This is a genomic window from Streptomyces sp. ISL-11 (assembly GCF_018614525.1).
Lineage (GTDB): Bacteria > Actinomycetota > Actinomycetes > Streptomycetales > Streptomycetaceae > Streptomyces.
The window spans coordinates 42482-56708 of sequence record NZ_JAGGOL010000042.1; the positions used below are offsets into that span (position 1 = coordinate 42482).

Annotated in this window: 13 protein-coding genes; 3 read left to right on the top strand and 10 right to left on the bottom strand. The window is 71.6% G+C overall.

What is annotated here, in order from left to right; translation table 11 throughout:
- Positions 1-205 precede the first annotated feature (205 nt).
- Entirely contained in the window at positions 206-1831 is a 1626-nt protein-coding gene (locus tag J7E86_RS11415; protein WP_215081475.1) for a recombinase family protein, read from the top strand.
- 370 nt (positions 1832-2201) lie between these two features.
- Here J7E86_RS11415 and J7E86_RS11420 read toward each other — a convergent pair whose 3' ends face one another.
- The 4 genes from J7E86_RS11420 to lipB form a co-directional block, all read right to left on the bottom strand.
- Entirely contained in the window at positions 2202-2888 is a 687-nt protein-coding gene (locus J7E86_RS11420) for a DUF4191 domain-containing protein (RefSeq protein WP_215081476.1), read from the bottom strand.
- 10 nt (positions 2889-2898) lie between these two features.
- Complete coding sequence (locus tag J7E86_RS11425; protein WP_215081477.1) at positions 2899-3147, bottom strand: hypothetical protein; 249 nt, start codon at positions 3145-3147, stop codon at positions 2899-2901.
- Positions 3148-3370: 223 nt separating this feature from the next.
- Positions 3371-4336: a lipoyl synthase gene (gene lipA / locus J7E86_RS11430; protein WP_215081478.1), complete on the bottom strand. Its 966-nt coding sequence runs from the start codon at positions 4334-4336 to the stop codon at positions 3371-3373.
- A 120-nt stretch (positions 4337-4456) separates the two neighbouring features.
- The gene (gene lipB / locus J7E86_RS11435; RefSeq protein WP_215081479.1) at positions 4457-5239 is read right to left on the bottom strand and encodes a lipoyl(octanoyl) transferase LipB; all 783 of its coding nucleotides are present in this window, start codon (positions 5237-5239) and stop codon (positions 4457-4459) included.
- A 267-nt stretch (positions 5240-5506) separates the two neighbouring features.
- Here lipB and J7E86_RS11440 point away from each other — a divergent pair, with 267 nt between their 5' ends.
- The gene (locus J7E86_RS11440; RefSeq protein WP_215081480.1) at positions 5507-6955 is read left to right on the top strand and encodes a regulator; all 1449 of its coding nucleotides are present in this window, start codon (positions 5507-5509) and stop codon (positions 6953-6955) included.
- Positions 6956-7076: 121 nt separating this feature from the next.
- Here J7E86_RS11440 and J7E86_RS11445 read toward each other — a convergent pair whose 3' ends face one another.
- From J7E86_RS11445 to J7E86_RS11455, 3 genes are all read right to left on the bottom strand, one after another.
- Positions 7077-8402: an NAD(P)/FAD-dependent oxidoreductase gene (locus J7E86_RS11445; RefSeq protein ID WP_215081481.1), complete on the bottom strand. Its 1326-nt coding sequence runs from the start codon at positions 8400-8402 to the stop codon at positions 7077-7079.
- 172 nt (positions 8403-8574) lie between these two features.
- A complete protein-coding gene (locus J7E86_RS11450; protein WP_215081482.1) occupies positions 8575-9480 on the bottom strand; it encodes a TIGR01777 family oxidoreductase in 906 nt (301 codons plus the stop codon).
- 76 nt (positions 9481-9556) lie between these two features.
- On the bottom strand, positions 9557-10075 hold the full coding sequence (locus tag J7E86_RS11455) for a DUF4240 domain-containing protein (RefSeq protein ID WP_215081488.1): 519 nt from the start codon (positions 10073-10075) through the stop codon (positions 9557-9559).
- A 247-nt stretch (positions 10076-10322) separates the two neighbouring features.
- On the opposite strand from J7E86_RS11455, the gene J7E86_RS11460 reads away from it, so the two are divergent.
- A complete protein-coding gene (locus J7E86_RS11460; protein ID WP_308312558.1) occupies positions 10323-11255 on the top strand; it encodes an SDR family oxidoreductase in 933 nt (310 codons plus the stop codon).
- 223 nt (positions 11256-11478) lie between these two features.
- Here the strand turns inward: J7E86_RS11460 and J7E86_RS11465 are convergent, their stop codons facing one another.
- The 3 genes from J7E86_RS11465 to J7E86_RS11475 all read right to left on the bottom strand — a co-directional run.
- Positions 11479-12444 (bottom strand): YafY family protein, encoded by a 966-nt coding sequence (locus tag J7E86_RS11465; protein ID WP_215081484.1) that lies wholly within the window; start codon positions 12442-12444, stop codon positions 11479-11481.
- Between the two features lie 206 nt (positions 12445-12650).
- Entirely contained in the window at positions 12651-13274 is a 624-nt protein-coding gene (locus J7E86_RS11470) for a GntR family transcriptional regulator (protein ID WP_215081485.1), read from the bottom strand.
- A gap of 163 nt (positions 13275-13437) precedes the next feature.
- The coding region (locus J7E86_RS11475) for a 2-oxo acid dehydrogenase subunit E2 (RefSeq protein WP_215081486.1) at positions 13438-14227 on the bottom strand (790 nt) is incomplete at its 5' end.

The window sequence follows — 14227 nt, forward strand, 5'->3', positions numbered from 1 at the left end:
CATGAACCCAACAGGGAAAGCGCCAGCCCAAGTTGGCACCCAACCACGTGTGACTTGGAATGCTACCGGGCCGCCTAGCCGCACACCGTCGAATGCTGGAGATTCTGTTTGCGCCCCGCCTCGACGGCGTAATGTCGCATGATCGCATGGGTGACCCCGGCGGTGCGCCAACACCCCGGGGTCTGGCCAGTCTTGGAGGACTGACATGAGTAAGCCTGTCACATCCGCGATCGACATCACAGCTCGGGCTCTGACCCTGACCCTCACGCTGAGGGCAGTGGATTACCTGCGGGTATCCACCGAGGATCAGACCAAGGGCTACGGCATCGCGTACACCGGCAAGAGGACTGCGGCGCACATCACCGGCAAGGGCTGGACCCACGTCGACACCTTCAAGGACGAGGGCGAATCCGGCACGCTCCCCTGGCAGGAGCGCGAAGGCGCCACCAAGATCATGGCCCTTGCCGTACAGACCCCACGCCCGTTCGACGTCGTCGTGGTCTACGAGACCCGAGCCATCGGTCGCAAGAACCGAGTGTTCTGGGAATGGGTCTGGAAGCTGCAAGACCTCAAGATCTTCGTCGCCGTCGTTGATGAAGACATCGACAACACGACCGAAGACGGCGAAGCCCGGATGCGCGAGAAGGCCAATGAAGCCTTCAAGGAGCTTGCTCGCATCCGCAAGCGGACCCAGGGCGGGATCCAGGAGAAGGCAGAGATGGGCGGCTTCCCCGGAGGGCAGGCCCGCTATGGCTACCGCATTGAGAACCGAGGGAAGAAGGGCGAGCAGCGCCTCGTCATCGACGACTGCGACGGCGGCGAGACCTGCACTCGCACCGACCCGTGCACCACCATGCACGAAGCGCCGGTCCTTCGCGCGGCCCGAAACATCGCCGTCCGGGTGAAGGGCAACTGGCGCAAAGTTGCCCTCCACCTCAATGCTGAAAGCTTCGTCACCCGGTCCGGCAGGCCCTGGAGCATGGCCAACATCCGTTCCCGCCTGACGGACGAGAACCTGCTGAGCGCCCAGTACATCTTCCGCAACCCCAAGAACGCGCAGCTACGGCCTGACGGAACCCCCGTCTGGGGCGAATCCACGATCATCAAGCTGGACCCGATCTTCACCGTAGAAGAGGTCGCAGAGCTACGACGTGCCACGGTGAAGGCCGGCCGTGGCCCTGCTTCAGCGGGACGCATCTACACGCTGTCTGGCCGCATCAAGAGCCTCTGCGGCAAGCACTACGTCGGAAGCGGGCCGGCCAAGGAAGCACCCCACTACGTGTGTACGGGCAAGAGAGAAGCCTACGCGGGAGCACCCACCTGCTCCTGCTCGCAGCTCGACGCCAAGGGCGTCGAAGCATGGGCCTGGGAAAACGTCTGCGACCTCTTGGGAGACACCGCGAAGCTCAAGGCCATGGCGGCCGAGTGGGTAGGCCACGCGGGCGGGCAGAAGGTGGACTACGCGTCCCGGCTGGCCGAGCTCGACCAGAAGATCGCCGAGCAGAACGACACGGTCGACATCATGATGGCTGTCGCTGCGAAGAAGGCAACGCGTCGAGGGCTCTCCCCGAAGGACGCGGAGGCCGCCGTCGCCAAGGCGATCAAGCCGCTAGAGGATGAGCTCGACGAGTTGGAGAAGGCCCGGTCGGAAGTTGAGGCATGGCAGCAAGAGGTAGAGCGGGCGGACCAGCGGGCCAAGGACCTTCAGGCTCTGGCACAGATGGCCCACAAGCGGCTCGAAGATCTATCTGCTGAGCAGCGGGAAGAGTTCCTTGGGCTTCTCAACATCAAGATCGAGCTGACCGGGCCACCGCCCCCCATGCACCGTTGACTGGCGTGCCCGATCGGGAACTGGTTCCGCGCTAATGAGCGGCTGGTCCCGGAGCTCTGCGACCACGCATGGGATCTCGTGATGGAGGTGGAGAAGTTCCCCGGCGGGGGAGTCGTGCCCCGGCAGCAGGGAGGGCTGGCGCCCAGAACTGTGCTTGAAGCCTTCTTGAAGAAGGCCCGTACTGGAGCCGCGTGGCCGGCGTTGGATGCCGAGTACGGCTCTGCGGGCCTTACCGGGCACTGGAAGCGCTGGAGTGCATCAGGGCGCTGGGACCGCGTGTTGGGTGTTCTGGAGGGTCGTGGGGGTACTCCGGCGGCCCGGCTTCACCCTCTCCCGCCCATGCACATGACGGGAGAGGTGAGGCCGGGTGTCATCCTCGCGGCCTCTGACCGCGAAGACCACGCCCGGGAACTGGCCCCTTAGGGATGGGCATATTGCTCATCAGGTCGCCCAGCGCCCGCAGTCGGTCGTTGGCCGCCGTCACCTGGGCGCCCGGCAGCACGCGCGGGAGCTTGAGCAGGGTCGTGCGCAGCTTCCTGACCGGCACCTGGCCCTCGCCGTCGCCCACGACGATGTCGTGCACCGGCACGTCCGCGACGATGCGCGCCATGCGCTTCTTCTCGGCCGCGAGCAGGGCCTTGACCCGGTTGGGGTTGCCCTCGCCGACGAGCACGATGCCGGCCTTGCCGACAGCCCGGTGCACGACGTCCTGGCTGCGGTTCATCGCCACCGCCGGTGTCGTCGTCCAGCCGCGGCCGACCTGGTCAAGGACCGCCGCGGCGGCTCCCGGCTGGCCTTCGAGCTGCCCGAAGGCGGCCCGCTCGGCGCGCTTGCCGAACACGATCGCCATCGCGAGGAAGGCCAGCAGGAAGCCCAGGATGCCCAGGTAGACCGGGTGGTCGATCCAGAAGCCGATCGCGAGGAGGACACCGAAGGTGACGATTCCCACAGTCGCGACGACAAGACCGACCTTCGAGTCGACCTTCTTGGTCATCTTGTAGGTCAGGGCGATCTGCTTCAGTCGCCCGGGGTTCTCGGATGTTTCCTTCCTCGCCATAGGGCGAAGTTTACGTCGCCCGCGGACCGGGGGCGGCCACGGCCTCCAGCACGTGCTGCGCCTCGCGCCGGTCCTTCGCCCGGCGCCGGTCCTCCAGCACCGCCGTCCAGGCGTTCCGGCGGGCGGTGCGCTGGCCACCGCGCATGATGAGCCCCTCCAGGGCCCGCAGGGCACCCGTGACGGACGGAGGCCGTACGGAGAGCGTGGTGGGCAGGGCGGAGGGCGGAGCGGAAGAGGCGCGAACCGGCGCGGCCTGCATGTCGTGGTCCCCTCGGGAGCGGAAGTGGTGACAGGACAGCGGGGGGCTGGCGGTGCGGTGTGACCGATGTACTGCTGCGGTGCGTGCTTCCATCGTCACTGAACGGTGTTACCAATGGATGACCTCTTGGTCAAACACCTATGAAACGTTGACGCGGCCCGTACCGTGCCCGCCGTGAAGGCGGGCCGGTACGGGCCGCGTCGTAGGAATCCGGGACCGGGCCTCAGATCGCCTGGGCCGAGGCCGCCGCCTCGCGGCGCTCGATCGCCTGCTGGTGCAGCCGGCCGGCGCGGTACGAGGAGCGGACCAGCGGGCCGGACATGACGCCGGCGTAGCCGATCTCGTCCGCCTCCTGCTTCAGCTCCACGAACTCCTGCGGCTTCACCCAGCGCTCCACCGGGTGGTGCCGCACGGACGGGCGCAGGTACTGGGTGATGGTGATCAGGTCGCAGCCGGCGCCGTGCAGGTCGCGCAGGGCCTCACTGATCTCCTCGCGGGTCTCGCCCATGCCGAGGATCAGGTTGGACTTGGTCACCAGGCCGGCCTCGCGGGCCTTGGTGATGACCTCCAGCGAACGCTCGTAGCGGAAGCCGGGGCGGATCCGCTTGAAGATCCGCGGGACCGTCTCGACGTTGTGCGCGAAGACCTCCGGGCGGGAGGCGAAGACCTCGTCGAGCAGCGCGGGGACCGCGTTGAAGTCGGGGGCGAGCAGCTCCACCTTGGTGCGGCCGGCCTCGCGCCCGGCGGTCTGGAGGTGGATCTGGCGCACGGTCTCGGCGTACAGCCAGGCACCGCCGTCCTCCAGGTCGTCACGGGCGACGCCGGTGATGGTGGCGTAGTTCAGGTCCATCGTGACAACGGACTCGCCCACGCGGCGCGGCTCGTCGCGGTCCAGCGCCTGCGGCTTGCCGGTGTCGATCTGGCAGAAGTCGCAGCGCCGGGTGCACTGGTCGCCGCCGATGAGGAACGTCGCCTCGCGGTCTTCCCAGCATTCGTAGATGTTGGGACAGCCCGCCTCCTGACAGACGGTGTGCAGGCCCTCGCGCTTCACCAAACCCTGGAGCTCGGTGTACTCGGGGCCCATCTTCGCCCGGGTCTTGATCCACTCGGGCTTGCGCTCGATGGGGGTCTGGGCGTTCCGGACCTCCAAGCGCAACATCTTGCGTCCGTCGGGTGCGACAGCGGACACGTCCGGCTCCCTCGACTTCGATTCTTCGGCGAACACCAGGGTACGCCCGTTAATTCGTACGTGTTTACGTTCGGTGGTTACGGGTTGGACAACCCGCGCCGGGTGGGGCCCATTCCCGGGCTACACCGCTCTCGGCAGCGGTTCGGCCGACTCCAGGACCTCCCGCAGGCGCTTCTCCAGCACCGGTACGACCTCGGTCACCGGAACCCGCCGGCCCAGTTCGTTGGAGAGGGAGGTCACCCCCGCGTCGCGGATGCCGCACGGCACGATCCGGTCGAACCAGGTGTTGTCCGGATCACAGTTCAGCGCGAAGCCGTGCATGGTCACGCCCTTGGCGATCCGGATGCCGATGGCGGCGAGCTTGCGGTCCTCGCGGCGCTGGCCGGCGTTGGACGGGGCGTACTCCGGGCCGTTGAGCCGGGGGTCGAACTCCTCGTCCGTCAGCCGCGGGTCGAAGTCCAGGTTCAGTCCGCCGACCGCCGGGCGGTCCGCGACGGGGTCGCCCAGCACCCACACGCCGCTGCGGCCCTCGACGCGGGTGGTCTCCAGGCCGAAGTCGGCGCAGGCGAGGATCAGGGCCTCCTCCAGGCGCCGTACGTGCGCGATCACGTCGACCGGGCGCGGCAGCTTGAGGATCGGATAGCCGACCAGCTGGCCCGGGCCGTGCCAGGTGATCTTCCCGCCGCGGTCCACGTCGACGACCGGGGTGCCGTCCAGGGGGCGCTCGCTGTCCTCCGTGCGCCGCCCGGCGGTGTAAACCGCCGGGTGCTCCAGCAGCAGGCAGGTGTCCGGGATCCCGTCCGCGAACCGGTCCGCGTGGACCCGCCGCTGCTCCTGCCATGCCTCCTGATACTCGACGGCGTCCGTCCCGAAGCCCAGGTGGACAAAGCGCAGCTCACTCACGGCAGCTCCTCTTCGAACCTATTCGAACCATGTGGTGCACATTCCGGTGCTTCTCGCGCGATTCCCGACCCAGGAGCCGCGCCTCTGCCACTGTACGGCGGCGCACTGACGTTCCCGCAGGCGGCCGGTCGACTCCTCTGGCCTTCCATGCGTATTTGATCTGTCCTCACACGATCGGATGAATGCGGGGCGAAGGGAGCGATCAGGGCGTTGGCCGGCGCTAAATTCACGCCGTTCCAGAACGCGATCAGGGAGACCGGCAGGCTGATGACGGAACGACCCCCGCAGCGCATCCCCAACCGTCAGCTAGCCGCGCTCATCGCGGAGGCGGGCTTCTCCAACGCAGGGCTGGCTCGGCGCGTCGATCAGTTAGGGCTGGAGCACGGCCTCGACCTGCGCTACGACAAGACCTCCGTCACCCGATGGCTGCGCGGGCAGCAGCCGCGCGGCACGACACCGGCGCTGATCGCCGAGGTCTTCACCCGGCGGCTCGGCCGGCGGCTGTCCGCGCAGGACCTCGGGCTCGACGCGTGCGCCCCGGTGTACGCCGGGCTGGAATTCGCCGCGTCGCCGGAGGAGGCCATTGACATCGTCAGCGGGCTCTGGCGCAAGGACTCCGGCAGCCACACCGAGCTGCGGAAGATCGCCTTCACCCCGGCCGGGCTGGTGGTGCCGAGCCGCGACTGGCTGATCGGCCGGGCCGACGAGCGCGTCGCCCGCGGCGCCGCGCCGCCACCGGCCGAGGGCGGCACCCGTGTGCCCACGCAGGGGCGGGGTCACCCGCCGCGGCAGCGGCACGCCGAGCGCGGACCGGGCGGCCGGGTCTCGATGGGCGACATCGCGGCCCTGCGGTCGGTGGGGGAGCTGTTCCGGACGCTCGACCACGCGTACGGGGGCGGGCACGCCCGGCAGGCCCTGGTGCGCTATCTGGAGCACGAGGCCGAGCCGATGCTGCGCGGCACCTACGGCGAGTCCACCGGACGCCGGCTCTTCGCGGCCGTCGCCGACCTCACCCGGCTCGCCGGCTGGACGTCGTACGACATCACGGCGCACGGCCTGGCCCAGCGCTACTTCGTCCAGGCGCTGCGGCTGGCCCAGGCCGCGGGGGACCGCTCCTACGGCAGCTACGTCCTGGTCACCATGAGCCGCCAGGCGGTGTACCTCGGGCACGGCCGGGAGGCGGTGCAGCTGGCCAGGGTGGCCCAGCAGGGCGTGGGCTCCGGTGCGCCGTCGGTGGTGCAGTCGCTGCTCCACGCGGTCGAGGCGCGCGGGCACGGCGTGCTCGGCGAGGTGCGCGCCTGCTCGGCGTCGCTCGCGCGGGCCGAACGGGCGCTGGAGACCTCGCGGCCGGGCGACGACGTGCCGCACTGGGCCAGGTTCTTCGACGAGGCCCAGCTGGCGGACGAGTTCGGGCACTGCCACCGCGACCTCCAGCAGTACCGGGCCGCCGCGCAGCACGCGGAGCGCTCCTTGCAGCTGCGCAGCCAGGCGTACGCCCGCAGCCGGCTCTTCTGCCGGGTGGTGCTGGCCACCGCGCGGCTGGGGCTGGGCGAGCTGGAACAGGCGTGCACCCTGGGGGCGGAGGCGGCGGCGCAGGCCGCGGAGATGCGGTCGGTGCGGGCGCTGGAGTATGTGCGGGACTTCGAGCGGCGGCTGGAGCCGTATCGCGATGCCGCGGCCGTACGGGCTTATCGGGAGAAGGTGGCGATGTTGTAGCCGGGTGCGGGTTCATGGTCCGGGGCGCTGCCCCGGACCCCGGTCCTCAAACTCCCCCCGCTACCGCTGGGAGGTGCCCCCCGACGGGCTGATCGGTGGCCGTCCGGCGTTTGAGGGCTCGTCAGGCCGCCCGCAGTTCCTCCGACTCCTGGGGTGTGCGGACGCCCAGGTCCCGTAGGACCGCCAGGGCCGCGCGGCGGCCCGAGAAGAGGGCGCCCTGGACCGTGCTCGTGTCCCGGTGGTCACCGCAGACGTAGAGGCCGGACAGCAGGCGGACCGGGCGGCGGACGTCGTGCGGGGCGGGCATGGCCGGGACCGCGTCCGGGTCGTGGTGGGCGGACAGCAGGTCCCAGCCGGTCGTGGGCGTGCCGTAGACGCGGGCGAGCTGGGCGCGCGCCGCGCGGTCGAGCTGGGCGGTGGGCAGTCCCGCCGCCGCGCCCAGCACTGTCGAGGTGATCAGCGCCCGGCCGCCCGGGGTCCGGGAGGGGTCCACCTCGCTGGCGACCATCGTGTGGGCCACGGGCCCCCGGCGGCCGGCGGCGATGATCAGCGAGGCGTCGCACAGCGGCGGCTCGGGCGCCGTGTGGTGCAGGACGGTCACCGGGTGGAAGTCCGGCAGCCGCAGCCCGGGGATCAGTTCGGCGGCGGCGCGGGCACCGGTGGCCACGACCACCGACCGGCAGCGGATCTCACCGTGCCCGGCGGTGCTGACGGACGTCGTGCAGGCCGCCTTGACGTGCACGCCCGTACGGACCGTGCCGGGCGGCAGCAGGGCCGCCAGCAGCTCCGGGACCGTATCGGCGCCGCCGGCCGGCAGGCAGAGGCGGCCGCGGGCGTAGCCGCGCAGGACGAGGTCGGCGCAGCGGCTGGAGGTGGTGAGGTCCGGGTCGCACAGCAGTGACGCCAGCAGGGGGCGCAGGAAGCCCTCGACCGTACGGGCGGGCAGGCCGCGCCCGGTGAGGGTGTCGGCGGTGGGCCGGTCGGGCCGGGCGAGCACCCGGTGGGCCGGCAGGGCGGCCAGGCGGGCCAGTGCCGTGCCCAGGCGTGCCTGGTCGAGGCCGCCGGGCCGTGGGGCGCGGGCGGCGGTCGCGAAGGCGCGTGCCGTGGTGAACGCGCGCTTGGTGCCGCGCGGCTCCCCCACGCGCTGGTTGCGGCCGTCGGCGTGGACCAGTACCCCGGGGGAGAAGGGCCGCAGGGTGAGCCCGCCCAGCCCCGGGGTGCGCAGGAGCTCGGGGAAGGCGGTGTTGAGCAGCTGTGCCGTGCGGTCGAGCCGGAAGCCGTCGATCCGGTCGGTGGTCATCCGGCCCCCGACGTAAGGGGCGGCCTCCAGGACGGTGACCGTTACCCCGGCGGCGGTGAGCCGGTGTGCCGCCGAGAGGCCGGCGAGGCCGGCTCCCACGATGACGACGTCGGTCTCGTGTGCGGTCTCGCGTGCGCTGCTGAGCACGTGCCCTCCCGGGATCGGTCCGCTCGCTCTGGGGCCTGATGCCCTCAACGGGCAGCGGCGATGCGCGAATTGACTCGACCGTAGAGAGAAAATCGGTCAATAACAGTCGCGCACGGACAGAGCACGGTCGCACGGCGGTCGCACGGGCGGCGGACCGGTGCACGGACGGCGTTCACCACGGGTCCGTCAGCGCCGCGCGTACGGCGCTCTCGATGTGCGGATGGGCGAAGGAGAAGCCGGAGTCCAACAGCCGCCGGGGCACCACGCGCTGGCTGCGCAGCAGATCGGTGGCCACCTCGCCCACGGCGAGGCGGAGCGCGGGCGCGGGGACGGTCAGGAGCGTCGGCCGGTGCAGTACGCGCCCCATGGCCGCGGTCACCTCGCGGTTGGTGGCCGGATGGGGCGCCGTGAGGTTCACCGGGCCGGACGGTCCGTCGGTTTCCAGGAGGTGCCGCAGGGCCGCGACATGGTCGCCGAGGGCGATGAAGCTCCAGTACTGCCGTCCGTCGCCGATCCGCCCGCCGAGTCCGAGCCGGAAGAGCCGCAACAGCTTGCCCCAGTCCCCGCCGCGGGCCACGACCAGGCCGGTGCGCGCGAGGACGGTCCGTACGCCCGCCTCGGCCGCGGGAGCCGTCGCCTCCTCCCACTCCTGGCACAGGTCCCCGAGGAAGCCGTCCCCGGGCGGGGCGCCCTCGTCGACCTCCCGGCCGCCGGTGTCCCCGTAGAGGCCGATGCCGCTCCCGCTGACGAGCACGCGCGGCGGGGTGTCGAGGGAGGCCAGGGCCTCGGCGAGCGCGGCGGTGCCGAGCACCCGGCTGTCGCGGATGCGCTTCTTGTAGGCGTCGGTCCAGCGGTGGTCGCCCACGCCGGCGCCCGCCAGGTGCACCACGCCCTCGCACCCGGCGATCCCGGCCGCGTCCACGCGCTGCCGCTCGGGGTCCCAGAACACCTCGCGCGGGCCCCGGGGCGTGCGCCGGACGAGGCGGTACACCTCGTGCCCGTCGGCCCGCAGGGAGTGGACGAGCGCCGTGCCGATGAGCCCGGTCGAACCGGTGATCGCGATCCGCATGGCACCCATCCTGCCCCGCGGGCCCGCACCCGACGCGGAATCGGGCCGGACGGTCACCGGCCGAAGGGCTCCGGCGGTCCGGCGGTCACCGGCCGAACCGCTCCCACAGTCTCGGGAACCGCTCCGCCAGCGCCTCCTCGTCCTCCAGGTCGACCACCGTGCCCTGCGGCTCGCGCGGCGGGTTCGGCAGGCCGAGGTCGGGCGTCTCGGCGCCGGTCATCTGCTCGTACGCCTCGTCCGCCGCGAAGCCCAGGTCCTCCCCGTCGCCGTCCACCGCGTCGTCGAAGTCCTCCAGGAGGTCGGCGAGGTGGTCCGGGTCGTGCATCGCGCCCTCGAAGACCTCCCGGCCCTGTCCGATGAGCCAGCAGCGGAAGTAGTCGAAGGTGTCGTCGCCCGCGCCGTTGAGCAGCACGGCGGCGGCGCCCCAGAGATCCCAGAGGTACGCGCGGTTGTAGCGCGCCTCGAAGTGCCGGGCGAAGTCCACCACGCTGTCGGGGTCGAGCTGCATCAGCGCCTCGACCAGCAGGTCCGCCTGCTCCTCGGCGTCGCCCTCGGCCGCGTCACGCGTGCTGTCGATGAGGTCCCAGAACTCCGTCTCGTCCATCACGGCACCAGCATCAGGCCAAGCACCTGGCCCCGCACGCGGAGCGGACCGGATGCGGCCGTCTCGTTACCGGTGCGTCGCCGGAAAGGGATCCCGGCGGATCGGGGGTACCCCGGGGAAGGGGGAAAGAAGGGGCACGACGCCCGTAAAACCGGACAGGAGGTGTCGGGTTTGGGTGGCAGGGTCACCGGTACCGGATCCGCCGGCGAGACGGATCCGCAGGTGTACGAGCGAAGGGGACGACGACGTGGGTGACACACGGAGCGCACTGGCGGGGCGGCTGTCGGGGAAGGTGGCGTTGGTCGCGGGCGCGACGCGTGGCGCGGGCCGGGCCATGGCCGTGGCGCTGGGGTCCGCTGGCGCGACCGTCTACGCGACGGGCCGCAGCACCCGGGCGCACCGGAGCGAGGTCGGGCGCGGGGAGACGATCGAGGAGACCGCCGAGCTGGTGACGGCGGCGGGCGGCACGGGCATCGCCGTCCCGACCGACCATCTGGAGCGGGAGCAGGTGAAGGCGCTCGTCGAGCGGATCAGGGCGGAACAGGGCCGGCTCGACGTGCTCGTCAACGACGTCTGGGGCGGGGACCACCTGATCGAGTTCGACACCAAGGTGTGGGAGGTGGACCTCGACAAGGGCCTGCGCATGCTGCGGCTGTCCGTCGACGCCCACGCGATCACCAGCCACTACGCGCTGCCGCTGCTGATCGAGCGGCCCGGGGGGCTGGTGGTGGAGGTGACCGACGGGACGGCCGAGTTCAACCGGACCTACCGCGGCAACCTCTTCTTCGACCTCGCCAAGAACGCTCCGATCCGGATGGCGCTCGGTCTCTCGGAGGAGCTGAAGGAGTACGGCGGGACGGCCGTGTCGGTCACCCCCGGCTTCCTGCGCTCGGAGGCGATGCTCGACCACTTCGGGGTCACCGAGGCCACCTGGCGGGACGCGATCGAGAAGAGCCCGCACTTCGCGATCGCGGAGTCGCCGGCCTTCATCGGCCAGGGCGTCGCGCACCTGGCCGCCGACCCGGACAAGGCGCGCTTCACGGGGACGTCCCTCTCCAGCGGCGAGCTGGCCAAGGTCTACCACTTCGAGGACACCGACGGCTCCCGCCCGGACTGCTTCGGCTACTTCCGGGACGTCGTCTTCGGGGACAAGCGGGCGACGGCGGACGACTACCGGTAGGCGGTGTTCGGCGGATCATGTGAGCGGGTGCGGGTGCGGGTGCGGGTGCGGGTGCGGGCCGTGTCGTGCGCACCACCGCTGCGCGGCGGTGTCCTCAAGCCCGTTGGGGGCACCTCCCAGCGGTAGCTGGGGGAGTTTGAGGACGCGCCCGCAGGGCGCCCGCCGCCGCAGGCGGCAAAGTCGGCGGCCGGCGGCCGAAGATCCACCTAGCGCGCCGGCACGGCTACGCGTAGAGCGCCGCGCCCCGCGCCGCCGCCCGCGCGAACCGCTCGCGCAGCCCGGGCGGCCCGAGCACCTCCGCCTCGGGGCCGAGCGCGAGCAACTGCTCGTACGCCACCTCCAGGGACTCCACGTTCAGCGTGACGGTGACGCGGCCGGCCTCGTCGGGGTCCGGCGCGGCCGCCAGGGCCTCGGCGGCGGCCGCGCGGTCCGTCACGTGCGGCAGCCGGCGCACGCCGTCCGGAGTGAGGCGCAGCTCGGCCCGTTCGCGGAGGATCGAACGGGCGAATTCGGCCGCCCGCTCCTCCCAGAAGGCCGGCAGGTCGAACGCCTCCTCCCGTTCGAAGCGGTCCTCCCCGGCGGTCACGGCCGCGAAGCGGTCCACGCGGTAGACGCGGAACCGCCCGCCGGTGCGGGCCGCCAGATACCAGACGCCGCCCTTCAGGACGAGCCCGTACGGTTCCAGCTCGCGCTCGGCCTCCGCGTCGCGGCGTCGGTAGCGGGCCGTGATCCGGAGGTCGTCCCACACCGCGGCGGCGACGGCGGGCAGCAGTGCGGGCGGGTCGGCGGGCTGCCACCAGCCGGGCGCGTCGAGGTGGAAGCGCTGGGCCGCGCTCGCGGAGGCGTCGCTCAGCTCGGGCAGCAGGGCCGCGGAGACCTTGAGGCGGGCGGCGGATGCGGCGTCGGCCAGGCCCATCTCGCGCAGGGCGGAGGGGACGCCGGAGAGGAAGAGCGCTTCGGCTTCCGTACGGCCGAGGCCCGTAAGACGGGTGCGATAGCCGCCGACGAGGCGGTAACCGCCGGAGCGGCCACGGTCGGCGTAGACGGGGACGCCCGCTTCGGACAGGGCGAGGACGTCCCGGGCGACCGTGCGCTCCGAGACCTCCAGCCGCCGGGCCAGTTCGGCGCCGGTCATCGACGTCCGGGACTGGAGCAGCAGCATCAGGGTGATCAGCCGGGCCGCGCGCATGGGTCCATCATGGCCGAAGGCACGGACACCACCGCGGGCGCGTCAGGGTGCGACGACGACAGGACCCGTGCGCCGGCCAGGGCATGGAAGACGCACGGACTCCTGTTGTCATCCGTGAGCCGCTTCCGGTCGCAGGACAGGGCGGTGCGGACGCGGCTCCGCACCGACGATACGCCTTTGATCGATGATCGATCAATCCTTCCGGCTCACACTCTTGGCGCGCAGCTCAGCACGTGGGTCCTCAGCAGCTCGCCGATGTGCGGATCGCGCCGTGCGAAGGCCGCCACGATCTCCGCGTGGTCCTCCGCGTAGGCGCGGGGTTCCGGGCTCAGCCAGCGGATCGACAGCGCCGTCCACACCTCGATGCCCAGCGACTCCCAGGTGTGCAGCAGCACCGCGTTGCCGGCCGCCTTGACGATCTCGCGGTGGAAGGCCACCGTGTGCCGGGCCTGCGCCTCCCCGTCGCCGGCCCGGTCGGCCGCGTACAGCGCGGTCACCTCCGGCTCCAGCGCCGAGACGTCCTCGGCGAGGGCGGGCGCGGCCAGCTCGGCGGCCACCTGCTCCAGGCCGGCCCGTACGGGGTAGCTCTCCTTGAGGTCCGTGGCGGTCAGCTCGCGGACCCGTACGCCCTTGTTGGGCGAGGACTCGATCAGCCGCAGCGACTCCAGCTCGCGCAGCGCCTCGCGCACCGGCGTCTGGCTCACCGCCAGCTCCGTGGCGATCCGCCGCTCCACGATCCGCTCGCCCGGCTGCCAGCGCCCGCCCACGATCCCTTCGAGGATGTGCTCGCGGATCTGCTCACGCAGCGAGTGCACGACGGGTGTGGCCATGGGATGGATGCTCCTTAGCGGGCGCGCCCGGGACGTCGTCGTCCCGGTGCGGCGGACGGTGGGCGGGGCGCGGCGGGGACGGGCAAAGGGCGCGGCCCCGGCCCGTACGGATACGGGACCGGGGCCGCGCCCTTGAAGGCGTGCCGCCTCACGAGGGAGAGGCTCAGAGACCGAGCTCGGCCTCGAACTCGGCGGCCTCCAGCAGCTGCTTGACCGTGGTCAGGTAGCGGGCCGCGTCGGCGCCGTCCACCAGACGGTGGTCGTAGGAGAGCGCCAGGTACGTCATGTCGCGGACCGCGATGGTCTCGCCCAGCTCCGGGTGGTTGATGACCACCGGGCGCTTGACGGTCGCACCGATGCCCAGGATGCCGACCTGGTTCGGGGGCACGATGACCGTGTCGAACAGCGCACCGCGCGAGCCGGTGTTGCTGATCGTGAAGGTCGCGCCGGCCAGGTCGTCCGGGCTGATCTTGCCCGAGCGGACCTTGCCCGCGAGCTCCGCGGTCTTCTTGGAGATGCCCGCGATGTTGAGGTCACCCGCACCCTTGATGACCGGGGTCATCAGGCCCTTCTCCGAGTCGACGGCGATGCCGACGTTCTCGGAGTCGAAGTAGGTGATGGTGCCCTCTTCGTCGTTGATCCGGGCGTTGACGACCGGGTGGGCCTTCAGCGCCTGGACGGCGGCCTTGACGAAGAACGGCATCGGGGAGAGCTTGACGCCCTCACGCGCCGCGAAGGCGTCCTTGGCCTTGTTGCGCATCCGCATGATCTTGGTGATGTCCACCTCGACCACGGAGGTCAGCTGCGCCTGGCCGTGCAGGGCCTTCATCATGTTCTCGCCGATGACCTTGCGCATGCGGGTCATCTTGACCGTCTGGCCGCGCAGCGGCGACGCCTCGACGGCGGCGGCCTTCGGGGCGGCGGCGGGCGCGGCGGCCGGGGCCGGCGCGGCC

What these genes read in the sequence shown, in the direction of transcription:
- J7E86_RS11415 (WP_215081475.1), top strand. Translation starts at nt 206, where the DNA reads ATGAGTAAGCCTGTCACATCCGCGATCGACATCACAGCTCGGGCTCTG.
- J7E86_RS11420 (WP_215081476.1), bottom strand. Translation starts at nt 2,888, where the DNA reads ATGGCGAGGAAGGAAACATCCGAGAACCCCGGGCGACTGAAGCAGATC.
- J7E86_RS11425 (WP_215081477.1), bottom strand. Translation starts at nt 3,147, where the DNA reads ATGCAGGCCGCGCCGGTTCGCGCCTCTTCCGCTCCGCCCTCCGCCCTG.
- J7E86_RS11440 (WP_215081480.1), top strand. Translation starts at nt 5,507, where the DNA reads ATGACGGAACGACCCCCGCAGCGCATCCCCAACCGTCAGCTAGCCGCG.
- J7E86_RS11450 (WP_215081482.1), bottom strand. Translation starts at nt 9,480, where the DNA reads ATGGGTGCCATGCGGATCGCGATCACCGGTTCGACCGGGCTCATCGGC.
- J7E86_RS11455 (WP_215081488.1), bottom strand. Translation starts at nt 10,075, where the DNA reads ATGGACGAGACGGAGTTCTGGGACCTCATCGACAGCACGCGTGACGCG.
- J7E86_RS11465 (WP_215081484.1), bottom strand. Translation starts at nt 12,444, where the DNA reads ATGCGCGCGGCCCGGCTGATCACCCTGATGCTGCTGCTCCAGTCCCGG.
- J7E86_RS11470 (WP_215081485.1), bottom strand. Translation starts at nt 13,274, where the DNA reads ATGGCCACACCCGTCGTGCACTCGCTGCGTGAGCAGATCCGCGAGCAC.